Source organism: Mycobacterium aquaticum, from assembly GCF_002086485.1.
In the GTDB taxonomy this organism is placed as follows: Bacteria; Actinomycetota; Actinomycetes; order Mycobacteriales; family Mycobacteriaceae; genus Mycobacterium; species Mycobacterium aquaticum.
This window is the reverse complement of sequence record NZ_MVHF01000012.1, coordinates 110,278-136,071: the sequence shown is the minus strand read 5'-3', so window position 1 is coordinate 136,071 and position 25,794 is coordinate 110,278. Positions and strand designations below refer to the sequence as shown.

Genomic DNA, 25,794 nt, shown 5'->3' with positions numbered 1-25,794 from the left:
TCGAGCCATGACGATGCTTCATGCGCAGACAGACGAGACCGCCCGCCTGCTTGCCCCGTTGTTCGAGCCGATCACCCTCGGCAACGTGGAGATCCGCAACCGGGTGGTGATGACCGGGCACGGCACCGGCATGGCCAAGGACTATCTCCCCACCGAGCAGCACGTGGCGTACTACCGGGAGCGGGCGATCGGCGGGGCGGGGCTGATCGGCATGGCGTTCCCGCAGATCCACCCGACCTCCCAGGACGTGCCGGGCGAACCACGGGCTTGGCTGCCGGAGATCGTCCCCGGGCTGCGTCGGATCTCCGACGCCGTGCACGAGCACGGGGCCCGCATCGTCATGCAGCTCGGACACGGTGGCCGGCAAGGGCATTCGACGTTCACCGAACGCGCGCTGTGGGGTCCATCGAACACGCCGTGCCCGTTCAACCTCGAGATGCCCAAGGAGATGGAAACCGAGGACATCGAGGAGATCATCGAAGCCCACGCCATCGGAGCCAGGCATTCCAAGCAGGGCGGTATGGACGGTGTCGAAATCCATTCGGGCTACGGCGGTTATCTGCTCGCGTCGTTCCTGTCGCCGTTCTCCAATCACCGCACCGACGAGTACGGCGGCTCGCTGGAGAACCGCATGCGCATCGTGCTGCGGGTGATCGACGCCGTGCGCGACGAGGTGGGTCCGGACTACCTGGTCGGAATGAACCTGCAGGGACACGACTTCAGCCCCGGCGGTCTGCAGGTCGGCGACGCCCAGCAGATCGCCGCCGCGATCGCGGCCACCGGCAAGATCGACTACATCTGCGTCAAGGCGGCGACCTACAACGAGGCGCACCAGAACGTGCCGGACATGCAGCATCCCAAACGAATCTGGGAAAGCCTGGCCGCGGCGGTCAAAGAGGTCGTCGACGTCCCGGTGATCGCGGTCGGCCGGATCAACGATCCACTCGACGCCGCCGACATCCTGTCGCTCGGTCACGCCGACATGGTGGCCATGACCCGCCAGCAGATCGCCGATCCCGAGACGGTCAACAAGATGAAAGCCGGACGCCTCGACGAGATCCGGCGCTGCATCGGCTGCAACCAGGGCTGCATCGACCGGCTGTTCAACGTCACGCACTCCTCGTGCGTGCACAACCCGGCCGCCGGCTACGAACTCGAGCTCGGCATCGGCACTCTCCTGCAGGCCACCTTCCGGCGTCGCGTCGTGGTGATCGGCGCGGGCCCGGCCGGTATGAAGGCCGCCGAGACCGCCGCCCGGCAGGGACACGAGGTGATCCTCATCGAGCGCCGCGACCGCACCGGTGGCCAGCTCAGGATCGCGGCCAAGATCAGGGGCCGCGGTGAGATCGGCGGCGTCATCGACCATCTGGACGTGATGATCGGTAAGTACGGCGTGGACCTGCGCCTGGGCTGGTCGCCGACGGCCGACGAGGTGCTCGCGCTCGAACCCGACCACATCATCGTCGCCACCGGTTCGGCGCCCGCCGCCGACATCGTCGGCAACCTGGCCCAGGGCATCACGCACACCCCGGGGCTCGACCAACCTCATGTGCTGTCGGTGTGGGATGTGCTCGACGGTGACAAGCCGGTCGGCCATCACGTCGCGATCGTCGACGACGGCGAGGGCGGCTGGAAGGGCATCGGGCTCGCGTTGCAGCTGCAGGCCGACGGTCACCAGGTCGAGTTCCTGACGCCGCTGCCCTACGTCGGGGCGAAGCTCGGTCCGTTCAGCGCGAACCTCGCGGTGCCTCGAATCTTGAAGTCCGGCATGTCGACACGTCCGTTCACCACCATGACGGCCGTGGACGGCCCGACCCTGCGCATCGTGGAGAAGGGTGCTCCGGGCACACTGGAGGGCATCGACACCGTAATCCTTGCGGGCTGGCACCGCCCCGTGACCGAGCTCTACTTCGCGCTGAAGCACCGAGGCGTGCCGGTGGAGCGGGTCGGCGACGCCATCGCCAGCCGCACCATGATGGAGGCCGTGCACGAGGGCGAGCGTGCCGCGAGGCGGGTGCCCGCGACGCGGTGACGGGGTACAGGGCTTCGCGGGTCGCCGTCTTCCTGCTGTTCGCCGGGTTCGGGGTGTGCATCTCGACCTGGGCGGTGCACATTCCCACGGTGCAGCAGCGCACGGGCATATCCGCGGGTGCGCTGGGCACCATGCTGCTGCTCAACGGCGCGGGGGCGCTGGCAGGCATGCAGATCACGGGCCCGCTCGTCGACCGCTTCGGTGCGGGACGGGTGGCGCTGGCGGGTGCGTTGGGCATGGCCCTGACGCTCGCGCTGCCGCTCAACGCGGGTTCGGCGGTGGCGCTCGCGGTCGGTCTGCTGGCGTTCGGGGTGTGGACGGGCATAACCGACGTCGCGATGAACGCGCGTGCCGTGGTCGTCGAGCAGGCGGCCGGCACGCCGATCATGTCGGCGTTCCACGCGGTGTTCTCGGTGGGCACCGTAGTGGGTTCGTTGGTCGGTGCCGCCACGTTGGCCGCCGGGTGGTCGATGCGGTTGACCGCGGTGGTGCTCGGTATGGCCTGTGGCGTCGCTGCCCTGGTGTCCGCACCGAATCTGATCGGGGCCCAACCGCACGCCGCGACCGTCGTATCCCCGGGTGACACCGCGCCGGCTGCACCCGGGCGCGGGCGTTTCGTGCTGCTGGGCATTCTGGCGTTCCTGTTGTACCTCGCCGAGGGCTCGGCGACGGACTGGAGCAGCCTGCACGCTCAGGATGCGCTGGGCACCTCGAAGGCTGTCGGAGCCTTGGCGTTCGCCGCGTTCGTCGCTGCGATGACCGTCGGCCGGTTCACCGCCGACTGGGTCAGCGCCCGCGTCGGACCGGTGGCGGTGATCCGCTACGGTTGCGCGGCAGCCGCGGTCGGAATGGGCGTCGTGTTGCTGTCCGGCGCTCTACCGCTGACCTTGTTCGGCTGGGCCGTCTTCGGTCTCGGACTGTCCGGGGCCATACCGCAGGTGTTCAGCGCGGCGGGCAATCTGGGGTCGGCCACCCAGTTCTCCCGCGTCGTCGGGGGCGGCTACGTCGCGTTCCTCGCCGGCCCGGCCGTCATCGGTTGGCTGGCCGATGTGGTGACCCTGCGCTTGGCGATGGCCGTTCCGCTGCTGGCGGTTTTGGTGTGCACGGTCGGAGCGCGTGCGGTGCGGCCGTCGGTGCGATCAGATGCGGCGAATGTGCGCAGCGAAGCTGCCGACCCTTGCACATAGTGAGTCTGTAATCGGGTGTTCGTGGCCCAGAGACTGGTACTACGCCGAACGCGGGGATCGACCCACCGGCGCCAGCTACCCACTCAGTGCAATTCGAGGGAGAACCACCGTGTCGGTCATTCTCAAGGCGCCGGCCGCCCAGAGCGGAACACCACACAAGAGCAACCCGCAGGTCGTCGACACCGTCGGACGCGTGCTCGACGACATTCGCGCGCACGGTGATTCCGCGGTCCGCAGGTACTCCGAGCAGTTCGACAAGTGGGCGCCGCAGTCTTTCCGCCTGAGCGAGGCCGACATCGCCAAGATCGTCGCCGACCTGCCTGGCACGGTCGTGGACGATCTGTCGTTCGTGCAGCGTCAGGTGCGGGATTTCGCCCAGGCGCAGCGTGATTCGATGCTCGACATCGAGGTCGAGACGCTGCCGGGAGTGCGCCTGGGACACAAGCATGTGCCGGTTTCGGCATCGGGCGCCTACGTTCCCGGCGGCCGCTATCCGCTGACTGCCTCGGCGCACATGACCGTGGTGACCGCCAAGGTCGCCGGGGTGCCGCGCGTCGCGGCCACCACACCGCCCAACCAGGGCACTGCTCCTGCCATCAGCGTCGCCGCCATGCACCTGGCCGGCGCCGACGAGATCTACGTCCTGGGCGGGGTACAGGCCATCGGGGCGCTGGCGCTGGGCACCGAGACCATCGATCCGGTCAACCTGCTCACCGGCCCGGGCAACGCCTATGTGGCCGAAGCCAAGCGGCAGCTGTTCGGTGAGGTCGGCATCGACCTGTTCGCCGGGCCCACCGAGGTGCTCATCATCGCCGATCACACCGCCGACCCGTTCGTGGTCGCCGCCGACCTGCTGAGCCAGGCCGAGCACGGGCCGGATTCGCCGGTCGTGCTGATCACCACCTCCGAGCGGGTGGGTCTGGAGACCATCGCCGAGGTCGAGCGCCAGTTGGTCAACCTGCCCACCAACGGGATCGCTGCGGTGTCCTGGGCGAACCACGGCGAAGTGCATGTGGTGGACGCCATCGAAGAGGCGTTCGCACTGGGCGACCACTTCGCCAGCGAACATGTGCAGATCCTCACCGAAGAACCGCGCCGGGCGCTGACGGAGATGCAGGACTACGGTGCCCTGTTCCTGGGCGAGAAGACGTGTGTGTCCTTCGGCGACAAGGCGATCGGCACCAACCATGTGCTGCCGACGCTGGGCGCAGCCCGCTATACCGGCGGTCTGTGGGTCGGTAAGTTCCTGAAAACCGTGACCTACCAAGAGATCACCGATGCGCAGTCGAGCGCGGAGCTGGGCCGCCTGTGTGGGCGCGCCGCCCGGCTGGAGAACTTCGAAGGACACGCCCGGTCGGCCGATGTGCGAGCCGCGAAGTACGGCGGTGACGATCTGCCGTGGACCGATCACCGATTCGATCGGGTTCCGGCCACCGCGTCGTCGGAGAATTGAGACATGACCGACGCTCATCAGCCTAAGGTTCCGACCATGAGGTCGGTGGACCATGTCGCCTACACGGTGCCCGATCTGGAACAGGCCGTCGCGTTCTTCGTCGACCATTTCGGTGCTGAACTGATCTTCACCGACGGCCCCTTCGCCGACGCCGAATCCGACAGCATGCGGCGCCGCCTCGGTGTCGATCCGAAAGCCCGGTGCACCCTGGCCATGCTGCGGCTGGGACAGCACCACAACATCGAACTGTTCGAGTACGACGCGCCGGATCAGGTCCGCGTGCCGCCGCCCAACAGCGACGTCGGCGGCCACCACCTGGCGTTCTACGTCGACGACATCGACGCCGGATACGACTACGTCAAATCGATCCCCGGTGTCGTGGTGCAGGACGGCCCCAACGGTGTCGACCCGGCAGCGCCCGTGGCCGGGCAACGCTGGTTCTACTTCCGGTCACCGTGGGGCATGCAACTGGAACTCACCAGCTGCGCCGAGGGCGGGTTCTACGACGGGCTGCCCGGGGCGCGGGTCGCCCCACCGAGCGATACGTGGCGGTGATGACCGACGTGACACTCGCGGCCGCTGCAGACGTGCGCATCGAGGAGGACTCGATGGGCAGCCGGGCAGTACCGGCCGAGGCGTATTACGGGGTCCACACCGCCCGGGCGCTGGAGAACTTTCCGATCTCCGGCATCCCGCTGTCGACGTATCCCGAATTCGTCAACGCGCTGGCGGCGGTCAAACAGGCTGCCGCGCTGACCAATTGCGAGCTGGGCCTGCTCGACTCGGCGCGCTGCGCGGCCATCGTCGCGGCGTGTGACGAGATCCGTTCGGGGCGGCTGCATTCCAGCTTCGTCGTCGACGTCATCCAGGGCGGCGCCGGCACCTCGAGCAACATGAACGCCAACGAGGTGATCGCCAACCGCGCACTGGAACACCTGGGCGCGGCCCGCGGCGACTACCACCGCCTGCACCCCCTCGAACACGTCAACCGCGGCCAGAGCACCAACGACGTGTACCCGACCGCGATCAAGGTCGCGTTGCAGATGTACCTGTCGGAGTTGCACGACGCGCTGCAGGAGGTGTCGGCGGCGTTCCGCGCCAAGGCCGACGAGTTCCGCGATGTGCTGAAGATGGGGCGGACGCAACTGCAGGACGCCGTGCCGATGACGCTGGGCCAGGAGTTCGGCGCCTACGCCGTGATGGTCGCCGAGGACGCCCAGCGGCTGCGCGAGGCGGCGCGCCTGGTCACCGAGATCAATCTCGGTGGTACGGCCATCGGGACCGGGCTCAATGCCCATCCTCGGTACGCCGAGCAGGTGTGCGCCACGCTGAGCGAGCTCACCGGAATCGACCTGTCCACCGCGACCGACCTGGTGGAGGCCACCCAGGATGTGGGCGCCTTCGTGCAGGTATCCGGGGTGCTCAAGCGCACGGCGGTGAAACTGTCCAAGATCTGCAGCGACATGCGACTGCTGTCCTCGGGACCCCGGTCGGGCCTGGGCGAGATCAATCTGCCTGCGGTGCAGGCGGGTTCGAGCATCATGCCGGGCAAGGTGAACCCCGTGATCCCGGAAGTCGTCAACCAGGTGGCCTTCGAGGTGGTGGGCAACGATGTCACGATCAGCATGGCGGCCGAGGCCGGACAGTTGCAGCTCAACGCATTCGAACCGATCATCGCACACAGCCTGTTCACATCGGCCGCGCACCTGACTGCTGCGTGCCGCACACTGGTGCAGCGCTGCATCATGGGGATCACCGCCAACGAACAGCGGCTCGCCGAATCGGTGACCAACTCGATCGGGGTGATCACCGCGCTCGCGCCCTACCTGGGCTATGCGGAGTCGGCCCGAATCGCCAAGCGGGCCTTGCACACCGGGGCCGCGATACCCGATCTCGTGGTGGCCGAGGGGCTGATGTCGGCCGAGCTCGTCGCGCGATTGCTGGCACCCGAAGCCCTGCTGAACCCGCAGTCGACAGTTCTACCGGAAGAGGAGCTTGAAGCGTGACCAACGTTCTGTACCTGTACGGCGGGTGGCCCGGCCACAGCCCGTACAACATCGCCGAGTGGACCCGCGAACTGGTGGTGGGCGAACTGGGTTTCGACATGGAGGAATCCCAGGACATCTTCACCCTCGACCGCGATCTGAGCGGCTACGACCTGATCATCCTCGGCTGGAACAACGCACTGACCACCGAGGATCTGTCGGACTCCCAGGAGGATCACCTGCTGGCGGCGGTCGAGGCGGGTACCGGGGTGGCGGCGTGGCACGGTGCGGCGGCCGCGTTCCGGTCGAGCCTGCGATACCACCTGATGCTCGGCGGCGACTTTCTCGCTCACCCCGCAGGCGAGGGATATCCGCAGCCGTACGACGTGACGATCACCGACCGCGAACACGAAGTGACCAACGGGGTCAACGACTTTCCCGTCGCGTCCGAGCAGTACTACATGAGCGTCGACCCCAACAACACGGTCCTCGCCGAGACCACGTTCAGCGGTGAGCATTTCCCGTGGCTGGACGGCTTGACGAGCCCGGTGGCCTGGGTACGCCAGTGGGGGCAGGGGCGCGTCTTCTACCACTCCGTCGGCCATGCGCCGCAGGACCTGGCCGGCGACGATGTGCGTCGGCTCACCAAACAAGGCATCGCGTGGGCGGCGCGGCAGTAACGTCCCGCGGCATCGTCATATCAGCCGTTTGACCAGCATGTTCAGTGTGTGTTTCGAAGGGATTTCCGATGGGATTCGGTACCCGCAATGGGAAATTTCTCCACCGTTGGTTGCACGAAGTGCGTCTGCCTGTGGGTGCCGCCGGAGACCAGACTTCATGTGTGGTCGCAGTCACATGACCCGGGATCCAGCGTCATCGCGCCGGTGCGACCCGCCCGGTGAGTTGACCAGATCATCCGATATCAAGAACGTGAATCCGAGGAGATCGCAATGACAGTGACAAACGGCGGGGGTGGGTCGTTCAGCGGCGACGACGCCCATCTGCGCGTGCTTGGCTACGAAGAGAAATTCGACCGGAAGATCGGCATGTGGTCGAACTTCGCGCTCGGGTTTCTCTACCTGTCGCCGATGGTGGGTGTGCTTTCGATGTTCACCCAGGCCCTCACCACGGCCGGGCCACCGTCGATCCTGTGGCTCGTGATCGCCGCAGGCGGACAGCTGTTGGTGGCCATGGTCTTTGGCGAGATCGTCTCGCAGTTCCCGATCGCAGGCGGCCTGTACCAGTGGGCGCGGCGCCTGTGGAACGGGCCGTACGCGTGGATCATGTCGTGGATCTACATCGCAGGCATCGTCGTCGGGTGCACCACCACCGCGATGTTCAGCGCCGATTTCGTACTGGCACTGTTCCATTCGGATTCCAACATCTCGTCGACGCCGCTGCAGAAGCTGATCATCGCCACCATCGTGGTGCTGATCTGTGTGGCCCTGAACTCCACCGGGTCCAAGACGCTGGCCACCATCGCCAAGGTCGGTTTGGCCGCCGAGGTGGCAGGCATCGTGGTGGTCGGCCTGTACCTGTTGATCTTCGCGCGCAAGAACAACTTCTCGGTGTTGTTCGACACCATGGGCACCGCCCACGACGGTGACTACCTGAGCGCTTTCGTCACCGCCGCGATCATCGGTCTGGTGCTCTACTACGGCTTCGAAGCCTGCGGCGAGGTCGCCGAGGAGACACCCAATCCGTCGCGCACCATCCCGCGCTCGATGATGCTCACCGTGATCCTCGGTGGGGCCGCAGCACTGTTCGCGTTCGTCGGCTACATCCTGGCCGCACCCAATCTGCAGGACATCGTCAACGGCAACGTGGCCAACCCCATCACGGCGATCCTCACCGACACGTTCGGCGAGACTGGCACCAAGATCTTCCTCGTCATCGCGCTGACCTCCTTCCTGGCGTGCGTCATGGGGCAGCAGGCCGCGGGCAGTCGGTTGATCTTCTCCTTTGCCCGTGACGACATGTTCCCTGGCGCCAACGTCTTCAAGAAGATCTCCGGTCGCAAGGTTCCGGTGAACGCGATCGTCCTGGTGGCCTCGCTGTGCATCTGCTTGTTCGTGCTCCTGTACTTCCTGCCCGACGCGCTGTTCCGGGTGGCCGCGTTCCAGATGCTGGCCGGCTACTTCGCCTTCCAGATGGTGGTGTTCGCCTCGCTGCGGGCCCGCGCCAAGGGCTGGAAGCCCGGTGGCAACTGGTCGCTCGGCAAGTGGGGCTGGCCGGTGGGTATCGGCGCCCTGACCTACGGTGTGCTGTCGATGATCGTGCTGGCCCGCCCCAACGGCGACCCGAGCCTGCACTTCTTCGATCGCTGGATCGCCTTGATCGGCTTTCTGATCGTCGCCGGTGTCGGTCTGATCTACATGGTCGTGGCCAAGCCTTACCGGCACTCGACTGCGCCGGAGGGCGACGCAATCGAGATCGCCGACCTGCTCAGGGAGCACCGCGCCAAGCACGACATGGAGCGGTTCGCCGCACAGGTGCCGCTGGCCGAGCCCGACCGTCAGGCGGTGACCGCGACCGAGTAGTACCCAACGCCGAAGCGCCGCCGGTGGTTTCATCCGAATCCGCCGGCGGCGCTTTCGTCGTGCCGGTCAGCGCGGGGCGGGGCCCGTCGTCGTGCGCACGATCAGTTCGGTGGGTTTCACCGAACGTCGGCGCGTACGGCCCGCGATCAGGTCGAGCAGGATGGTCGCCGCCGTTCTGCCCTTGTCCACCAACGGTTGTCGGATGGTGGTCAACCCGAGCAGGTCGGCGATCGGCGCGTCGTCGAACCCGATGACCGAGGCGTGGTGCGGTACCGCGATCCCGTTGTCCGCCAGCACCCGCAACGCCGCCGCGGCGTGGACATCCGAGGTGGCGAGCACCGCGGTCGGCCGGAACCCGACGATGAGCTGCTCGGCGGCGGCCAGCCCGCTCTGCCGATCGATGCCTGCTGACTCGACGATCGCGATGTCGGCGTCGGCGATCCCGGCGTCCCGGCATGCTCTGAGCACACCGGTCAACCGTTCCCGCAGATAGCGTTCGGTGGCCGTGGGTATGGCCGAAGGCAGCCGGAAGCCGGGTTGGGGGATAGGGCCCAGTCGGTCGGTGATAATACCGATGCGCCGATGTCCCTGTGCCAGTATATGATTCGCCTGAACCATACCCGCGGCGTGGTGATCCACCGTGACGTAGGGCAGGTGGGGGACTTGAGGCGAGTCGATGGCGACAGCCGGGATTCCGCGGGCCAGGATCGCGGCGACCACCGGATGGGCATCGGGTAGGCAGTGCATCACCACGCCGTCGACGAGGCCGCGCAATGCACCGGAATGCGGCGAGCGGGCCGGGTCGGTCGCGGTGCCGTCGGCGGGCAGCAAGGTCAGTGCGACGTCGGCGAGTTCGCCGGCCTCGACGATGCCCTTGAGCAGCAGCGCGGTCGACGGGTCCTCGACCGCCAGGGCCAATGAGCCGGGGATGAGCACGCCTACCGTGCCCATGCGGCCGGAGCGCAGGCTCGCACCCGCGATGCTGGGGCCGTGGTAGCCGAGGTCAGCGGCCACGGCGAGGATCTGATCACGTTGTCCGGCAGAGACTTTCGGTGATCCGCTGAAGGCGTAGGAAACGGCTGCCTGGGATACGCCCGCGGCCTTCGCGACGTCCTTCATCGTCACCATCTGGTCACCATGGCAAAAGACTAGGCCCCTCGCACGACGCAACACGTCATGCGAGGGGCCGGGTCGGCTGCGGATTTCAGGACTTCACGATGAACCCGGCGTCGATCACCAGGGGCGTCGCCGTGATGTAGCGGCCCGGCTCGGTCACCAGGTAGAGGATCGCGTTGCTGACGTCCTGCGGCTGGATCCACGGCACCGGAAGAATGTGGGTGCCGGTGAAGGTATCGATGACGTCCTCACGGGTCGGCTTGTCCAGGTCCGGGCGGAACAGGCCGTACACGAAGTCGTTGTTGATCATGTGGGTGTCCACGCAGGTCGGATTCACCGAGTTGACCCGAATGTTGTACTGGCCCAATTCCCGTGCCAGCGAGGTCATCAACCCGGTGACCCCGTGTTTGGAGGCCGCGTACGACGAGATGTTCTCGGCTCCCTTGATGGCCTCGGTGGAACCGGTGAAGACGATGCTGCCACCGCGACCCGCGGCGATCATCGTCGGTATCGCGGCTTTGACGGTGTGGAAGACGCCGTTGAGGTTGATCTCCACCATTTCTCGCCAGGCGTCGGGGGTGATCTCCCATGTCTTGGCGCCCGAACAGATTCCGGCGTTCGGCAGCACGATGTCGACGCGGCCGAACTGCTCGATACCCCGCGTGAAGACGGCCTCGACCTGTTCGTAGTCGCGGGTGTCGGCGACCTCGGCGACGATCTGACGGCCGGTCTCCTTGACCAGCCGGATGGTTTCCTGCAGGTCCTCCTGGGTGGCGCCGTCGTAGGCGGTGGTGGAGGGCTTGGCGCACAGGTCGAGTCCGATGATGTCGGCGCCCTCGCGCGCGAGAGTCAGGGCGTGCGAGCGGCCTTGGCCGCGTGCGACACCGGTGATGAAGGCAACCTGCCCGTCGAGTTGTCCCATGTTTGTTTCCCTTCGCGGTTGGTGGTCAGCGTGTGGTGAATCGTATCACCATCCGGCCTTGTTGAGTCATAGTGAGCTGCAGTGATACGTTTCAGCTGTTGGACTGGTCGACGAAAGTCAGTACCGCCGTTATGGGGACGTCTCGGTCGGTGTGGTTGCTGGAGGCGCTGGGGCATTCTGGCCGCGCGGCGATTCGTCGGCGTGCGGTGGTGAATCGAACGTAACTTCGACGTTCTCGAAACCTTTACTGCATTGGGCCGTCGCCTGTCCGGTGTACACGTCGCGATCAGCCGCGGTGAGATCGATGTTGTCGGTGAACTGGGTGAGCAACGCCCGCGGATGAAGGTGGTCGACCCGCACGACGTTGATCTCCGCGGACAACACCACCAGAACGGCGGTGATGTACAGAAACGTGAGCATGCCCAAAACCAATGCGAACACCCCATTGGTCGCGCTGGCGCTCTTGACCACGTGCCCAACGTAGACAGCGCCGAAGGACTGCAACAGTTGCCAGCCCAGCGCCGCAATGACGGCTCCCGGGGCGACCTGCCGCACGGTCAAATAACGATCCGTGCTGATCCGGAACGCCGCGACGAACGCGGCGGTATTCACAACGCACAACCCCACGATGACCGCAATCTTGACGCCGACGCCGAAGAAGCCCGCACCACCACTGATCGCGGACAGTACCGTCGTTGCGAGCAGCGCTGCACCCACGGTGACCAACAGCAACAAACTCCGGCCACGCGCGTTAAGGGGGTCTGGGCGACGGTGGCGTGGAACCGCCCACACGGTGTTCATCGCGTTCTGAAGCGCCACGCCTACGCCGAGGCCACCGTACAGCGCGCCCAACGTTCCTACGACCACTCCGGCGATGCCTCCGCTGATCTGCTTGGGTTCGCCCAATTGTGACCCGATCACGGGAAACTCGTGCAACGCCGAATGCAGTACCTGATCGCGCAGCGCCGGATGACCTACCAGCACCCAACCCAAGACGGTCGAGAGCAACAGCAGCAGCGGGAAGGCGGAGACGAACGCGTAATACGCGATCAGCGCCGACAAGTATCCGCCTTGATCGTCGATGAACTTGTACAGCACCGCCAGCGGATAGCCGAACACCGGATAGCGCCGCTGCGCGGCATCGAGGCGATTGGTCAGTTCCACGACCCGCCTCCCTCCATCCTCCAGCGGAGTGTGAGCGCTGTATACCCTGCTAGGCGATGTAATGAACCTGAAGCGATGATCCACGGGGGTCAGTTCGGGCGCGGAGTCGACATCGCCCGAATTAGGTAGCGGTCTCGCCCCGCTGACCATCGGACGGGCAGTTTCCTCGGCTCTCGTGCTGGCATCCCGGACGGTTGTGGTCACCGAAATATTCAACGGCGGAATCCACGGTCGACGGGTCGTGGCTCGAAACCACTGAAGGGATTGAACCAGCTCGTTGACGCGGGTGGATCACCGAGCCATTCCAGGCTGTCGTCAAGGCAGTGTTGCCAGTCGATGTGCCGACCACTGACGAGGGAATTTGTCGCTGATTGCCAGTCGTCATCTCCTGGGGTCGCAGGCAGAGCCGCGACATTGTCGTTGTACTGGCCGTTCATCAGTGCGGCCTTGGCGTCAGCGATGCAGAGCATGAGCGCGACTTCTTCGGCCACGCTCCGGGGGTAGGGGAGATGGCCGACTTCAAGGTCAAGAGCCAGGTCGTCGAATCCGCGTGCGAACTGGCGTCGCCACCAGGCGGGAAGCACCCATGTCTCTTCAGGAAGACGATCGAAAACCCGCCACCGGCCCGCTAACTCGCCGACGGGCCGATCACCGTTTTCCTCGATATCGTCGTAGGCGTTCTCGGAGTTGACCCGTAGCTGGGTCCGGAGCAATTCGCGTTGTCGCGGCGTGAGTTTGAGCCGAAATGCCGCCACCGGATTGTTGCTGGTCATGTCGAATCCACTCGCCGTTGCATCGTTCTGCGCCAAAGCCGTGCCGCTGCAATTGCCGGCGTTCATGAACGCCCGGACTTCTCCAGCGTGAACTGATTGACATCAACCTGGCCCTGCCGGAACAATCTCGCGCATCCTGTCAGGTATTTCATGTACCGCTCGTAGACCTCCTGCGATTGGATCTCAGTGGCCTGCACGCGATTTGCCTGTAGCGCGCTGGCCCAGATGTCCAGGGTCCTCGCATAGTGGGACTGCAGCGATTGCCGGCGGGTCAGCGTGAAGCCCACGTCGTTCGCGTGCTCTTCGACCATGGGTGCAGACGGCAGCTGACCTCCGGGAAAGATCTCGGTCAGAATGAATTTGATGAAGCGTGCCAGCTCGAACGTGATGGGCACGCCGAGCCGCTGGGCGTCATTGGGGTGGATTCCGCATATCGTGTGCAGCAACATCGCGCCGTCGGACGGCAGTGCCCGATACGCCATGTCGAAGAACGCCGGATATCGCTGACGGCCGAAATGCTCGAACGCACCGATCGACACGATGCGGTCGACCGGTTCGTCGAACTCCTCCCACCCGGCCAACAGCACTCGCCTGCGCCTAGGGCTGTCCAATCGGTCGAACATCGCCTGCACATGCGCGGCCTGGTTCTTGGACAAGGTCAACCCGACGACGTCGACGTCGTAGTGTTCGATCGCGCGCCGCAGCGTAGCGCCCCAACCGCAGCCGATGTCGAGCAACGTCATACCCGGCTCAAGGCGCAGCTTGCCCAGCGCCAGGTCGATCTTGGCCAGCTGCGCCTCCTCCAACGTCATGTCGTCGCGTTCGAAGTACGCGCAGCTGTAGGTCCGTGTCGGATCGAGGAACAGAGCGAAGAAATCGTCGGAGAGGTCGTAGTGAGCCTGTACATCCTTGAAGTGCGGGGTCAAGCTGGGCATGAGTGGATCCACCTTTCTGACACGTGCGGGTGAACGCGCCGGTTCATCGGGTCCGCTCATGGAATTCGCAGCCAACCCGGCCGTGGATGGCTTCCCATTTCGGACGCCATTGAACCCATCTGCGGGCGCCTGCGTTCCGAATTGAGAGTGAAGGGCGGCGGTCGGAGCCGTCGCGAAAAGATGGGCGGCATTGTGCACGGTGAACCTGCGACGGCGTCGGTGGCAGACCACTTCGCCCCCGAGGAGGTTGCCCTGCGGCCACGGGAAGTTCGCTTCGACTGGCACAGTGCGCCGCTGCACTGGATTCCGGGGGATCCGTATGGTTCGCACATCGTCACGGCCCTCAACCTGTTCCTGCCGGTGGCGGAGCGGTGGTTTTCCAGGTTGCTGGCAGACGCAATGGAGTATGTGCGTGATGAGCGTCTGCGCGAGGAGATCATCGGCTTCATCGGCCAGGAATCGGTGCACGCCAAGACCCATGACGACGTCCTGGTCAATTACGTCCGGCGCCACGGCATCGAGCCCGACCCGTTCTATCGTCAGCTGGAATGGGTTGCGGCACAATACGACCGGCGGATGGCCGGAGCCTCCGGTCGCCACCGGCGCAAGGCGCTGGCCTCAGGCACCCATGCGCTGTGTGCCGCAGAGCATTTCACCGGTGTGCTCGGCCACTGGGCGCTCAACAACGCTTGGGATGACATGGGTGTCGACCCGACTTTGTGTGACCTGTACCGGTGGCACGGGGCCGAGGAGGTCGAGCACCGCCACGTGTCCTACCACGTCGCCAAGTATTTCGGCATGGACTTCCTGGCCCAAGCAGTTGCAGGGGTCTTGGTCAGTGTCGTGTTCTTCACGATGTTGTTGCGCGGCACCAAGTTCCTCATCCACGAAGATCCAGCGCTGCCCAATCTCGGCTACGTCCGGCTCCTGTGGAAACTACGCGCCGCGGGCAGGCGCGGGACCATACCCACCGGAGGCTTCATGATCCGTTGCGGGCTGCGGCTGCTGCGACCTGACTACGATCCGGTCGACGAAGGTGTTACAGCACAAGCGGTCGCCTACCTGGCCACCTCTCCCGCGGCGCGAGCGGTCCATGGCTGAGTTAGCCCGTCGGGTGATCGGTTCGCACGTCGGCGACCCGCCACCGGGCCTTTACCGAACCACCCGACCCGACCTCCTCATCCGGTTCGCCGGCTACGCCGTCGCCAAGTTCGTGTCCGGTGTCATGCGTCTGGGCGGCGACGGCGAGCTTCCGGAACTCGCCCATGCCCGCAATCGCCGGGCAATGCTCGTGGTGCGTCGTCGCAACGTGGCGCGGGATGGCACCGTCGTCGAACTCACCGTGGCGGCGCACGACGGCATGGCCCTGCCTCCGTGGCACCCGGGCGCCCACATCGATGTCCATCTCCCGTCCGGGCGCACGCGCCAGTACTCGCTCTGCGGCGACCCGCGTCGAACCCAGGAGTACCGATTCGCCGTCCGACGAACGTGCGATGGCAGTGGCTCTTCCAAGGAAGCGCATGGGCTGCGCGTGAACCAGGTCATCGACATCAGTACGCCGCGCAACGCATTCCTCATGCCCCTGCCCGGTTCAGCGTCGCGCGCACAGAGGCTGCACTTCATCGCAGGCGGCATCGGTATCACGCCCATCCTGCCCATGGCGCGGCTCGCCGAGCGCACGGGAGTGCCGTGGTCACTGTGCTACATCGGCCGGCACCGCGACAATCTACCGTTTCTGGACGAACTGTCCGCCTTCGGCGACAAGGTGCGGGTGCACACCACCGATCAGCACGGACGACCAGGCACCACTGAGCTACTCGCCGGGGCGGATGAAACGACCGCAGTCTATGTGTGTGGCCCACCGCCGATGATCGACGCCGTCCGCCGCACCGTCGCACCCGGCACCGAGTTGCACTTCGAGCGCTTCTCACCGCTGCCTGTTGTCGACGGAAAGCCGTTCGAAGTGATGCTGGCCCGAAGCGCCACGGTGATACAGGTTGGTGCCCAGCAGAGCACCTTGGCCGCGCTGCAGTCATACCTTCCACACGTCAGTTACTCGTGCCGACAAGGGTATTGCGGGTCCTGCGTGCAGCAGGTGCTTGCCGGTGACGTCGACCATCGCGACAACCTGCTCACCGACGAACAACGGGAACTGGGCCAGATGCTGGTGTGTGTCTCGCGGGCCAAACCGACATCCGCACCGCTTGTTTTGGATCTTTGAAGGGAAATCGCGGCCCTCGACGATTGACTCGAGCTCTCGCAACCTGCGGGGACTACCGCGTCAGTGACACGAGTTCTTCGCAGAACCGCACGGTCTCGGCGTCGGAGGTGGCCAGCGGATGCACCAGCAGCGTGGTCACGCCCGCCTCGGTATAGGCCGCGAGCCGTTCCTTCACGAATCCCGTTGGCCCGACCAGGGATACATTGCGCACCAGCTCGTCGGGTACGGCCGCGACGGCCTCGGCCTTCTTGCCTGCCAGGTACAGATCCTGGATGTGGTCGGCAACCTCGCCGAATCCGTAGCGGGTGGCGAGGTTGTGGTAGAAGTTCTTGCCGCGTGCGCCCATCCCCCCGATGTAAAGGGCCAGTTGGGGTTTCGCCCAGGCCAGCCGGTCATCGACGTCGTCGCCAATGGCCAGGCTGGCACTGACCATCACGTCGAGTGGCCCCAGTTCGGGATCGCGTTTGGCGGCGCCGGCGCGCAGCGCGTCGCCCCAGACGTCGTCGGCCTTCTCGGGGTAGTAGAAGACGGGCTGCCAACCCTCGGCGATCTCGGCGGTCAACTCGACGTTCTTGGGCCCCAGCGCCGCGATGGTGATCGGAATACGTTCGCGCACAGGGTTATTGATCAGGTGGAGGGATTTGCCGAGGCCGGTGCCACGGTCGGCGGGCAGCGGTAGCTGGTAGTGCTTGCCGGTGTAGTTGACGTCCTCGCGCCGCCACACCTGGCGGCAGATCTCGACCACCTCGCGGGTGCGGCCCAACGGCGCGTCGAAGGGGACGCCGTGGAAGCCCTCCATGACCTGGGGTCCGGAGGTGCCGATGCCGAGGCGGAAGCGGCCGTCGGAGACGTAGTCGACGCCCGCGGCGGTCATCGCCAGCAGCGACGGGGTGCGGGTGTAGATCGGCACCACGCCGGTGCCCAGCTCGATGGTGGAGGTCTTGGCGGCCAGGTAGCCCAGCTGGCTGATCGCGTCGTACGAATAGGCCTCGGCCACGAGGGCGATGTCGACGCCGACCTTCTCCAGTTCCACCACCTGATCGGCAGCTTCTTTGAATCCGCCCGCGTAGCTCAGAAAGATGCCCGTCCGCATGGTGGAGTTATACACCATCAACCGGTTGGTTGGGATTCGGGTGCTGCGACGGGCGGTCGGAAGTTGTGCCATTCTCACCCGATTCATGTGATGCGTATCGGGGCGGTCCCAGACAGGCTGCCATCGTGGCAGGTTCAGCGAGGACAGCACGCTACGAGATCCGCGTGCGCGGATATCTGGGGGAGCTGTTGATCGGCGCGTTTCCCGGTCTGCAGGTGCGCACCGAGCCGGGCGTGACAGTCCTGCGCGGACAACTGATGGACCAGGCAGCGCTCTATGGTGTGCTCGCCGAGCTCGAAGGGCTGGGGCTGGAGTTGATGGAGGTCCGCACCACCGATGCCGATGCGACCGGCGAATCCGACGGTGGCGCTCCGCAATGCTGAGACGCCGAGCGTCCGCCGATCAGGGAGTGGCTGGTTCGGCGGAAGGGGAGTCTCCGCGTCGGCGCCGCACCGATGGCCCGGCCAGCAGCCCCAGTTCGGATGCACGCTCGATGGCGTCGGTACGGCGGCGGACGCCGAGCTTCTCGTAGATGTGGCGCATGTGGGTGCGTACGGTGTTGACGGAAAGGTATAGCTCGGAGGCGATTTCGGTGGCCGACAGGGTGCTCGCCAGATAGCGCAGCACGCGCAACTCGCCTTGCGTCAGATTCGCCGGCAAAGGGAGGCGCTCAGCGTCCCGCTGGTGCGGCGTGTGTCCGGAAACCACGGACCCGATCCGCGAGATCAATGTGGCATGGGCGGTGCCCTGCCACCGGCGGCGATCGAGGAGTTCACGCGCATGCGTGATCACGAACGGCCATACTAATTCGTCCGGCTCGGCCAGTTCGAGGGCATGTTCGATGGCGGCGTCGACCCGGTCGATGTCGTCGAGCATGTCATGGGCACGTGCATTGAGAAGGAGCGCGGTGATCCGTGAGGCGGTGTGAAAGGCGTCCGCCGAGGCGTCGAGAACCGGATCGAGCGCAGCGATCGCCGTGCGCGCGTTACCGTCGGCGATCTCCACCGCGGCGATCGCCACCCGACCGTCCACCGTCTCTCGTTCCGGCACCGACAGCGCATCGAGCGAGGCCCGCGCCGACACGGTGTCCCCCAGTTGAACCTGCATTCGGACCATCAGCGCGTGCAGGAATGCACTGAAAGGCCCGGGTGTGACCACCTGGGTGCGGAATCGTTCGGCATCGCGGGCTGCGGCGAGTGCCTGCTCATATCTGCCTTGTCCGTCGCGCAGCATCGCCCTCACAACGTGCGCGGGCAGACCTAGCGCGGGATCCAGGTCGAGATTCGAGATCTGCCCGACACGCGTGAGCCGCTGCTCGGCGGTGGCGAAGTCGCCCTGCCACACGTCGGCGGCGGCCGCCGACCCGAGCGCGAATATGACGAAAAGGTCTGATCCCCAGCCGTGCTCGTCGGCCACGGCGATGGCTGCGTCGGCGCGTTCCCGCACGAGCGACAGAGAACGTGTCAACGCGGGCGCCGGTAATCTCGCCAGGCACTGAGCCTCCAGATACGGGCGCTTGGCTCGTCGTGCCAGCTGCAAGGCCTGCTGCAGGTGGATCTCTGCGTCCTCCATGCGATGAGCCCACATCTCGACAGTGCCCAGTTGCATCAACGCGACGGCTCGCACGTCGTCGCCGATGCCGCTCTCACCCGGGGCCTCGGTTGCCACCGACGTCAGCAAGGACCGCACCCGAGCGACCACGGAGTCGTAGTCACCCATGCGGCCGGCCAACCACAACCGCATCACGGCCAGGCGCACTTCTACGCTGCGTCGTTGCTCGGTTGGCACGTCGAGGACGCCGCGCTCGCCGAGGCCCAGGCTGGCCGTTGCCTCCTCGACCGATCGCCGCCTGAGCTGCTGACTGACGAACGCGGGCGCGAGTTGCGGATCCGATGCAGCGTGCGGAGGAAAAGCGCCCAGCAATGAATCGACTGTTGCCATGCGCCCGTCGAGGATCAGGCTCAGCTCGTGTTCGCCGAGTAGGCGCGCGGCGTACTCCCAGTTCTCTGCGAACTGGGCGTGCCGTATTGCGTCGGCAACGCGCCCGTGCTCCGAGTACCACCGGGCAGCGGCATCGTGGAGCTGCGGGACCGCCCCGGGGTAGGTCCGCCGCAGTTCCAGCCGAAGCAGGTCAGCGAACAGTTGGTGGTAACGAAACCAGTACCGCCCGGCGTCTAACGCGACAACGAATGCGTTGGCCCCCTCAAGCGCATGCAGGACTTTTTCCGAGCCCCGACTGCTGAGCAGGTGATCCGCCAGCTCGCCGTTGACCCGTTGCAGCACCGACGTGTACAGCAGCAGCCGACGTACCTCATCGGGCTGCCGCTCGAGCACTTCGGCGAGGAGATACTCGGCCACCGTGCGCTCGCTGCCGGAGAACTCGGTGATAAAGCGTTCCGGCTCCGGGTGGCCGCCCAGAGAGATGGCCGCCAGCCGCAGTCCGGCTGCCCAGCCCTCGGTGCGCGCGTGCAGAACCGCCAGGCTCTCGTCCGACAGCGTCACGCCCGACGCTGCCAGCAGGGTGCGCGCATCCTGGAGGGTGAATGCCAAATCAGCCGCCCGCAGTTCGGTCAACTCGCCGGTCAGCCGTGGGCGATGCAAGCCGAGTTGCGGGTCATGACGACTCGCCAGAATGAGGCGCAGCAGCGGTGGTCTACGCGAAATCAGGGTCTTGAGTTGGGCCAGCGACTCGCTGCAGTGCAGCTCGTGGAGATCATCGATGACTAGATTCACCGGCCGCTGCAGTGAGCTCAAAGCGCTTATCAGACGGTCGACCACCGCCTCGCCGTCGAATGCCGGTGTCGGAGTGAAGGTGTCGACGATGCCGGCAGCACCCGCAGTCCTCCGCAATTCGTCGATCACCGACCGCCAGAAGCGTTGGCCGTCTCGCTCGTCGGGCTCGACAGACACCCAACCGGTGTCGTCACCGAGGTCGGCATTGTCGATCCAGGACTGCAACAACATCGTCTTGCCACTGCCCGCCGGTGCTGACACCAGCGTCAATCCCCGGGGGACCGCGGCATCCAGGCGTTCGAGCAGCGGTGTACGCACGGTCACGGGCGCGCGGGTAACGGCCAAGTCGCCATCACCGAGATGTGTGGTGACGTCCACGCTGCCCAGCCTCCGTCCGGTCGTTTCATCGATGATTGCCATCAACCCGCCCCTGCGCAATGACCATCCCGCGAACAGATACTTCTCACACCGCCGCTACCGGCCGAAAAGCTCTGCGAAGTTGTCGAATTGCGAAGCGCTGTGCCGGCGGGGTGACCAACCGATGCCATCGGCAGGATCCAGCCAATCACATGAAATTGGTGACGCTGCCTCACCTACCTGACTGCAAGCATCCCCGGGGCGTGAGTTGACGCATCGTCCGGCCGGTGATGCGTGTCCCACAACAGGTTGAGCGGAGGAGTGGCATGACTCGTCTGGTTGGACTCGCGTGCAATCCGCTGGCGGTCGACCTGGCCGATGAGCCGAGGCGGCGCACGAAACTGTCGGCAGCACGAAGGACTATCAGATGAATTGGAACTTTCTCGGTACCGACTGGCGGCTGTTCGGAATTCTGGCGGTGGTGGCCTTCGCAACGCTTATGGTGTTCGCCACCGGCGCTTTCCTCTACATCCGGCGATTGCGGAGCAGCGAGCCGTTGCCGATGAGTGAAGGTATCGGTGCCAAACGTGCGGTGTTGGCGAAAGTGCGTAAACGGGAAGAGCTTTCACCAGAGGAGTTGCAGTTCGCGACCCAGGTGATCAGCGATCAGCGATCGCCGTTGGCATTCTGCATCCCCGCAGCCATCTTCTCGATGGGTTGCTTCTATGTGCTCGGCAGCTTGGAGCAGTTGCACGGCGCCACCCCGTCTGAGCGCACCTTTATCGGGGTGATCCCGATGTTCACCTCGACGAACATCGCCATTCAGCTGCTGCGGGTGATCAAGCTCAAGAGGCGCCTGCCGAGGCCGGCCCCGCCGAACCCGCAGCTGGGTGCCGGCGCGTGACTGCTCCCCCCGGGCCCACATCGACAGTCCCGACCCGCCGTGCGCCCAATTCAACATCTCACCCGGTTCGAAAGGTGGTCAGGTGAGCCCTCGTTCATCCGGCAGCTTTGTCCTGGCACGAGCCTGGATTCCGCTGGTCGCCGTCATCGCCCTCGGCGTGGGTGCGTTGTGTATGTGGAAGGTTCACCAAATGTCCGATCCTGGACCAGTTCTCGCTGTCGAGCCACCTCAGGCCCCACCGGAGTTCACGCCGAAGAAGCTCACCTACGAGGTGTACGGGACTGTGGGGGACAGCGGCATGCTCTCGTACGTCGACGTCGACGGGCATCCCCACAAGGTCGAGCTGGATGCACTGCCCTGGTCGCACTCAGAGACCACGGTGCTCACCGTGGTCTCGGGCAGCATCTCGGTGCAGGTGCACGGCGGTCAGGTCGGCTGCCGGATTCTCGTCGATGACGTCGTGCGCGACGAACAGTCCAACGAGCGTCAAGACGCTGACATCACTTGCCGGGTGAAGTCCGCATGAGCGCACACAGCACCATCAAACCGCCGTTCCTCGCCAGGATGGTGCGGGTTCTGGCGATCCCGATCATCGCTTTCTGGGGTCTGCTCGCCGTCTCGACGAATACCTTTGTGCCGCAGGTCGAAAAGGTCGCCGAAGAACTCGCCGGTCCGATGGTCCCGACGTATGCGTCGTCGCAGTCCGCGATGTTGGAGATAGGCAAGAAGTTCCAGGAGTCCGACTCGACCAGCCTGGCAATGCTGGTGCTCGAGGCCGACCGCCCACTCGCTGAGCAGGATCATCAGTATTACGACGACCTGGTCCGCGCGTTGCAGGCCGACACCGCACATGTGCAGTACGTGATGGACACCTGGGGCAAGCCAATCACCGCGGCGGGCGCTCAGAGCCTCGACGGCAAAGCTGCTTACGTGCTGTTGCGCTTGGCCGGCGACATCGGGCAGATACAGGCCAACGCCTCGGTAGACGCCGTCCGGCATACCGTCGACACCAGTAAGCCCCCACCGGGGCTCAAGGTTTACGTCAGCGGCGCAGCCCCGTTGGCCTCGGACACCTTGGCGATCGCCAACTCGAGCTTGAACAACATCACGATCGTCACGATCTTCCTCATCATCTTCATGCTGCTGTTGGTGTATCGCTCGGTCGTGACCATGCTGGTGCCGCTGTTCGGGGTGTTGATCCTGATGTTGGCTGCCAAGGGCTTCATCTCCACCCTCGGTCACTTCGGCTACATCCCGTTGTCGTCGTTCGCCGTCAACATGGTTGTCTCGCTGACCTTGGGTGCAGGAACGGATTACGGCATCTTCCTGATGGGGCGATATCACGAGGCGCGCCTTGCCGGTCAGAGCCGGGAAGACGCCTACTACACGGCATATCGCGGGGTGTCCCATGTGATCATCGGTTCGGGCCTGACCATCGCCGGTGCGGCATTCTGCCTGAGTTTCGCGCGACTGAATTACTTCAGCACCATGGGCCCTGCGGTGGCCATCAGCATGGTGCTGACGGTCACGGGTGCACTGACGCTCGCGCCGGCCATCCTGAGCACGGGCAGTCTGTTCGGACTGTTCGATCCGAAGCAGAAGGTCAAGGCGCGGTTGTACCGGCGCATCGGTACGAGCGTGGTGCGCTGGCCCAAACCGATCCTCGCGGCCAGCGCCGCCATCGTCACGATCGGGGCCGTGTTCGTCCCGACCTACCAGGTGAGCTACGACGATCGCGCCTACCAACCTGCGAACGCCCCGGCCAATCTGGGCTTTGCGGCCGCCGACCGGCACTTCTCCAAGAGCAAGTTGTTCAGCGAGATGCTGATGGTCGAGTCCGACCACGACATGCGCAACTCGGCCGACTTCATCTCGCTGGACCGGGTGGCCAAGGCGCTGATCCGGCTGCCCGGGGTGGCCATGGTGCAGAGCGTCACCCGGCCCATGGGCCGGCCGCTCGAACATGCGTCCATCCCTTACCTTTTCACCACCCAGGGCAGCGGCAACGGTCAGCAGCTGCCGTTCAGCGAGCACAACAACAACAACACCGATCAGCAGGCCAAGATCACGGCTCACTCCATCACCGTCTTGCAGAAGACCGTCGACCTGACCCAGAAACTCGCCGATGAGCTGCATGCGACGGTGCTGACAATGGATGACATGGAGCAGGTCACCAATGACATGAACGACGAGATCGCCAATCTCGACGACTTCATGCGCCCGTTGCGCAACTATTTCTATTGGGAACCACACTGTTTCGACATTCCGGTGTGCTGGGCGTTCCGGTCACTGTTCGACATGATCGACAAAGTGGACAGCCTGGCTGCCGACATTACGAAGGCGGTCGGCTCCCTCGAGGTGATGGATCAACTGATGCCGCAGCTGGTATCACTGCTGAAACTCACGGTGTCCGACCAGCAGAGCCTGCTGGCGCTGACGGTGAATACATACGGCCCCAACGATATTCAGAATCAGAACACCGATCAGACGTTCGACGACATGATCAACGTCGGTAACGACTTCGACCAGGCCCGCAGCGACGACTTCTTCTACATCCCGCGGGAGGCGTTCGACAACGAGGACGTGAAAACGGGCATCAAGCTGATGATGTCGCCGGATGGGAAGGCGGCCCGGTTCATCGTCACCCACGAGGGCAACGCCATGGGTCCGGAAGGCATTGAGCACGTGAAACAGTTCCCCGACGCGATCACGGTCGCGCTCAAGGAAACCTCGCTCGCGGGTTCGAAGGTCTACATCGGCGGCTCCGCCTCGAACAACAAGGACATCCAGGAATACGCGAAGTCCGATCTGCTCATCGCGGCCATCGCCGCATTCGTTTTGATCTTCCTGATCATGCTGGTGATCACCCGGTCCCTGGTGGCCGCCGTGGTGATTCCCGGAACGGTGGCGTTCTCGTACGCCGGCGCGTTCGGGTTGTCGGTGCTGGTGTGGCAGCACCTGATCGGCCTGCACCTGCACTGGCTGATCCTGCCGTTGACGTTCATCATCCTGGTGGCGGTCGGTTCGGACTACAACCTGCTGCTGATCTCTCGACTCAAAGAGGAGCTACATGCCGGCCTGAACACCGGGTTGATCCGGGCGCTCGGCAGCACCGGTGGCGTCGTGACGTCGGCGGGTCTGGTGTTCGCGTTCACCATGCTGGCGATGCTGTCCAGTGATCTGCGCACGATCGGCCAGGTGGGGTCGACCGTGTGTATCGGCCTACTGCTCGACACGCTGATTGTGCGGTCGTTCATCGTGCCGTCACTCGTCAGGATTTTCGGACCGTGGTTCTGGTGGCCGACGATCGTGCGTCAACGTCCACTTCGTCAGCGTCCGAACCCCGTCAGAGAGGTTTCCGGGCAATGGGTCTGACGGCGTCGGCAATTTCTGGTGCCCGTTGCTCAGACATCCCCATTGGCCTCCCCGAGATCGACGCACGTGTCGCTCCCGTCCGCTCGGTGCGACCCTGGCGTCGAATTCGCGTGGTGAGGGAGTGGTGAGCGAGCCGGGGAGTCAGCCCTTCAACAGGGCGGCGACCTTGTCTTCCAGCTGGACCGGCGGGGCGTCTGGATCGGCGAAGCCGGTGCGCGGCAGAACCACCTCAGGATCGGCGAAGTCCCGGTAGGTCTTGTCGCCGGCCAGCGTGGCCAGCAGATACCCGGTGAGCAGTGCCCGGACCACCTTCTGGGTGCCGCGGTCCGGGCCGGGCAGCCCGATGAACCGGCTGAGCTTGCGGCCCTCCACCAGGCCGGCCGACTCGGCCTTGTCGACGGTGCGCAGCGTCGACCCGCGCCACGCCGCGGCGAGCTCGGCCGCGTTCGAACGGATGTTGAGGGGATCGCCCGTCGAGGCGAGGATCAGACCGGGCACCTTGAGCGTCGCCGCCGGTTGTTCTGCCTCCGGCTTGGTGACCGTGGGGAACAGCGCGGCCACCGCCTTCGGGGCCTGCGGTCCGGATGCCAGCCCGGCCGCCGCGAACACGGCCGCCGATCCACCGAAACCGTGGCCCACGAGGCCCCGCTTGCCCGGGTGCACGCTGATCTTGCCGGAGCCGAGCCGCACGCCGCTGACAATGTCCAGCGTCGCGCCCAGGTCGAAGGCGAAGTTGAGTACCGAGGGTGCCACCCCGGTTTCGGTGCTGGGAGCCCCGGCGACGATGCCCCAGGACGCCAGATGTTCCAGGGTGCGGGTGTAGTTCTCGGCCTTCGCCAGCCAGTCGTGCCCGAACGCCACGCCGGGCAGATTCAGGCCGGCCTCGGGTGTGTACACGACACCGGGAACGCCTGCGAATGCCAGGTCACCGCGCAGTACGCGGTGCGGTCCGCGGCGGGTCAACGCGCTGACGAGCTTCTTGGTGCTGGCCACCCGATGACCGT

At 65.3% G+C, this 25,794-nt stretch carries 21 protein-coding genes; 13 read left to right on the top strand and 8 right to left on the bottom strand.

All coding sequences use genetic code 11. The features are described from left to right. Positions 1-7 precede the first annotated feature (7 nt). From BST13_RS14735 to BST13_RS14705, 7 genes are all read left to right on the top strand, one after another. Positions 8-2,032, top strand: coding sequence for an oxidoreductase (locus BST13_RS14735; RefSeq protein ID WP_083164760.1), 2,025 nt, complete (start codon positions 8-10; stop codon positions 2,030-2,032). After that, positions 2,029-3,219: an MFS transporter gene (locus BST13_RS14730; RefSeq protein WP_083164759.1), complete on the top strand. Its 1,191-nt coding sequence runs from the start codon at positions 2,029-2,031 to the stop codon at positions 3,217-3,219. The genes BST13_RS14735 and BST13_RS14730 overlap by 4 nt, the downstream gene beginning before the upstream one ends. 109 nt (positions 3,220-3,328) lie before the next feature. Further along, positions 3,329-4,672, top strand: a complete 1,344-nt coding sequence (gene hisD / locus BST13_RS14725; RefSeq protein ID WP_083164758.1) for a histidinol dehydrogenase — start codon at positions 3,329-3,331, stop codon at positions 4,670-4,672. Between the two features lie 36 nt (positions 4,673-4,708). Then, on the top strand, positions 4,709-5,227 hold the full coding sequence (locus BST13_RS14720) for a VOC family protein (protein ID WP_158087152.1): 519 nt from the start codon (positions 4,709-4,711) through the stop codon (positions 5,225-5,227). Continuing rightward, entirely contained in the window at positions 5,227-6,678 is a 1,452-nt protein-coding gene (locus BST13_RS14715; protein ID WP_083164784.1) for an aspartate ammonia-lyase, read from the top strand. Before BST13_RS14720 ends, BST13_RS14715 begins: the two co-directional genes overlap by 1 nt. Further along, positions 6,675-7,337 (top strand): ThuA domain-containing protein, encoded by a 663-nt coding sequence (locus BST13_RS14710; RefSeq protein WP_083164756.1) that lies wholly within the window; start codon positions 6,675-6,677, stop codon positions 7,335-7,337. The genes BST13_RS14715 and BST13_RS14710 overlap by 4 nt, the downstream gene beginning before the upstream one ends. A gap of 270 nt (positions 7,338-7,607) precedes the next feature. Then, positions 7,608-9,197 (top strand): APC family permease, encoded by a 1,590-nt coding sequence (locus BST13_RS14705; protein WP_083164755.1) that lies wholly within the window; start codon positions 7,608-7,610, stop codon positions 9,195-9,197. Positions 9,198-9,263: 66 nt separating this feature from the next. On the opposite strand, the gene BST13_RS14700 is transcribed toward BST13_RS14705, so the two are convergent. The 5 genes from BST13_RS14700 to BST13_RS14680 all read right to left on the bottom strand — a co-directional run bounded on the left by BST13_RS14700 (position 9,264) and on the right by BST13_RS14680 (position 14,107). After that, positions 9,264-10,325, bottom strand: a complete 1,062-nt coding sequence (locus tag BST13_RS14700; protein ID WP_083164754.1) for a LacI family DNA-binding transcriptional regulator — start codon at positions 10,323-10,325, stop codon at positions 9,264-9,266. 76 nt (positions 10,326-10,401) lie between these two features. Next, positions 10,402-11,235 (bottom strand): mycofactocin-coupled SDR family oxidoreductase, encoded by an 834-nt coding sequence (locus tag BST13_RS14695; RefSeq protein WP_083164753.1) that lies wholly within the window; start codon positions 11,233-11,235, stop codon positions 10,402-10,404. A gap of 129 nt (positions 11,236-11,364) precedes the next feature. Continuing rightward, complete coding sequence (locus tag BST13_RS14690) at positions 11,365-12,399, bottom strand: YihY/virulence factor BrkB family protein (RefSeq protein ID WP_245839629.1); 1,035 nt, start codon at positions 12,397-12,399, stop codon at positions 11,365-11,367. A 212-nt stretch (positions 12,400-12,611) separates the two neighbouring features. After that, positions 12,612-13,172, bottom strand: a complete 561-nt coding sequence (locus BST13_RS14685; RefSeq protein WP_142282792.1) for a hypothetical protein — start codon at positions 13,170-13,172, stop codon at positions 12,612-12,614. Positions 13,173-13,234: 62 nt separating this feature from the next. Beyond that, entirely contained in the window at positions 13,235-14,107 is an 873-nt protein-coding gene (locus BST13_RS14680) for a cyclopropane mycolic acid synthase family methyltransferase (RefSeq protein ID WP_083164783.1), read from the bottom strand. Between the two features lie 180 nt (positions 14,108-14,287). On the opposite strand from BST13_RS14680, the gene BST13_RS14675 reads away from it, so the two are divergent. Together BST13_RS14675 and BST13_RS14670 are read left to right on the top strand one after the other, a co-directional pair. Then, complete coding sequence (locus BST13_RS14675; RefSeq protein ID WP_083164750.1) at positions 14,288-15,208, top strand: metal-dependent hydrolase; 921 nt, start codon at positions 14,288-14,290, stop codon at positions 15,206-15,208. Continuing rightward, on the top strand, positions 15,201-16,328 hold the full coding sequence (locus BST13_RS14670) for a PDR/VanB family oxidoreductase (RefSeq protein WP_095533553.1): 1,128 nt from the start codon (positions 15,201-15,203) through the stop codon (positions 16,326-16,328). The genes BST13_RS14675 and BST13_RS14670 overlap by 8 nt, the downstream gene beginning before the upstream one ends. Before the next feature lie 52 nt (positions 16,329-16,380). Here the strand turns inward: BST13_RS14670 and BST13_RS14665 are convergent, their stop codons facing one another. Then, positions 16,381-17,421 carry an LLM class F420-dependent oxidoreductase gene (locus tag BST13_RS14665; protein ID WP_083164749.1) on the bottom strand — a complete coding sequence of 347 codons (1,041 nt, stop codon included), beginning with the start codon at positions 17,419-17,421 and terminating at the stop codon, positions 16,381-16,383. Between the two features lie 125 nt (positions 17,422-17,546). Between BST13_RS14665 and BST13_RS14660 the strand changes: the two genes are divergently transcribed. Continuing rightward, positions 17,547-17,804: a hypothetical protein gene (locus tag BST13_RS14660; RefSeq protein ID WP_083164748.1), complete on the top strand. Its 258-nt coding sequence runs from the start codon at positions 17,547-17,549 to the stop codon at positions 17,802-17,804. Positions 17,805-17,823: 19 nt separating this feature from the next. Here the strand turns inward: BST13_RS14660 and BST13_RS14655 are convergent, their stop codons facing one another. Then, a complete protein-coding gene (locus BST13_RS14655; RefSeq protein ID WP_083164747.1) occupies positions 17,824-20,574 on the bottom strand; it encodes a winged helix-turn-helix domain-containing protein in 2,751 nt (916 codons plus the stop codon). Positions 20,575-20,938: 364 nt separating this feature from the next. Here BST13_RS14655 and BST13_RS14650 point away from each other — a divergent pair, with 364 nt between their 5' ends. From BST13_RS14650 to BST13_RS14640, 3 genes are all read left to right on the top strand, one after another. Beyond that, positions 20,939-21,415, top strand: coding sequence for a hypothetical protein (locus BST13_RS14650; RefSeq protein ID WP_083164746.1), 477 nt, complete (start codon positions 20,939-20,941; stop codon positions 21,413-21,415). A gap of 82 nt (positions 21,416-21,497) precedes the next feature. Further along, positions 21,498-21,941: an MmpS family transport accessory protein gene (locus BST13_RS14645; RefSeq protein ID WP_083164781.1), complete on the top strand. Its 444-nt coding sequence runs from the start codon at positions 21,498-21,500 to the stop codon at positions 21,939-21,941. 38 nt (positions 21,942-21,979) lie between these two features. Next, a complete protein-coding gene (locus tag BST13_RS14640; protein ID WP_083164780.1) occupies positions 21,980-24,790 on the top strand; it encodes an MMPL/RND family transporter in 2,811 nt (936 codons plus the stop codon). A gap of 141 nt (positions 24,791-24,931) precedes the next feature. Here the strand turns inward: BST13_RS14640 and BST13_RS14635 are convergent, their stop codons facing one another. Beyond that, on the bottom strand, positions 24,932-25,783 hold the full coding sequence (locus tag BST13_RS14635) for a dienelactone hydrolase family protein (RefSeq protein WP_095533551.1): 852 nt from the start codon (positions 25,781-25,783) through the stop codon (positions 24,932-24,934). Between the last annotated feature and the right edge of the window lie 11 nt (positions 25,784-25,794).

What these genes read in the sequence shown, in the direction of transcription:
- BST13_RS14735 (WP_083164760.1), top strand. Translation starts at nt 8, where the DNA reads ATGACGATGCTTCATGCGCAGACAGACGAGACCGCCCGCCTGCTTGCC.
- BST13_RS14670 (WP_095533553.1), top strand. Translation starts at nt 15,201, where the DNA reads ATGGCTGAGTTAGCCCGTCGGGTGATCGGTTCGCACGTCGGCGACCCG.
- BST13_RS14720 (WP_158087152.1), top strand. Translation starts at nt 4,709, where the DNA reads ATGAGGTCGGTGGACCATGTCGCCTACACGGTGCCCGATCTGGAACAG.
- BST13_RS14680 (WP_083164783.1), bottom strand. Translation starts at nt 14,107, where the DNA reads ATGCCCAGCTTGACCCCGCACTTCAAGGATGTACAGGCTCACTACGAC.
- BST13_RS14695 (WP_083164753.1), bottom strand. Translation starts at nt 11,235, where the DNA reads ATGGGACAACTCGACGGGCAGGTTGCCTTCATCACCGGTGTCGCACGC.
- BST13_RS14675 (WP_083164750.1), top strand. Translation starts at nt 14,288, where the DNA reads ATGGGCGGCATTGTGCACGGTGAACCTGCGACGGCGTCGGTGGCAGAC.
- BST13_RS14665 (WP_083164749.1), bottom strand. Translation starts at nt 17,421, where the DNA reads ATGCGGACGGGCATCTTTCTGAGCTACGCGGGCGGATTCAAAGAAGCT.
- BST13_RS14685 (WP_142282792.1), bottom strand. Translation starts at nt 13,172, where the DNA reads ATGACCAGCAACAATCCGGTGGCGGCATTTCGGCTCAAACTCACGCCG.
- BST13_RS14640 (WP_083164780.1), top strand. Translation starts at nt 21,980, where the DNA reads ATGGTGCGGGTTCTGGCGATCCCGATCATCGCTTTCTGGGGTCTGCTC.
- BST13_RS14700 (WP_083164754.1), bottom strand. Translation starts at nt 10,325, where the DNA reads ATGGTGACGATGAAGGACGTCGCGAAGGCCGCGGGCGTATCCCAGGCA.
- BST13_RS14705 (WP_083164755.1), top strand. Translation starts at nt 7,608, where the DNA reads ATGACAGTGACAAACGGCGGGGGTGGGTCGTTCAGCGGCGACGACGCC.
- BST13_RS14715 (WP_083164784.1), top strand. Translation starts at nt 5,227, where the DNA reads ATGACCGACGTGACACTCGCGGCCGCTGCAGACGTGCGCATCGAGGAG.
- BST13_RS14650 (WP_083164746.1), top strand. Translation starts at nt 20,939, where the DNA reads ATGAATTGGAACTTTCTCGGTACCGACTGGCGGCTGTTCGGAATTCTG.
- BST13_RS14655 (WP_083164747.1), bottom strand. Translation starts at nt 20,574, where the DNA reads ATGGCAATCATCGATGAAACGACCGGACGGAGGCTGGGCAGCGTGGAC.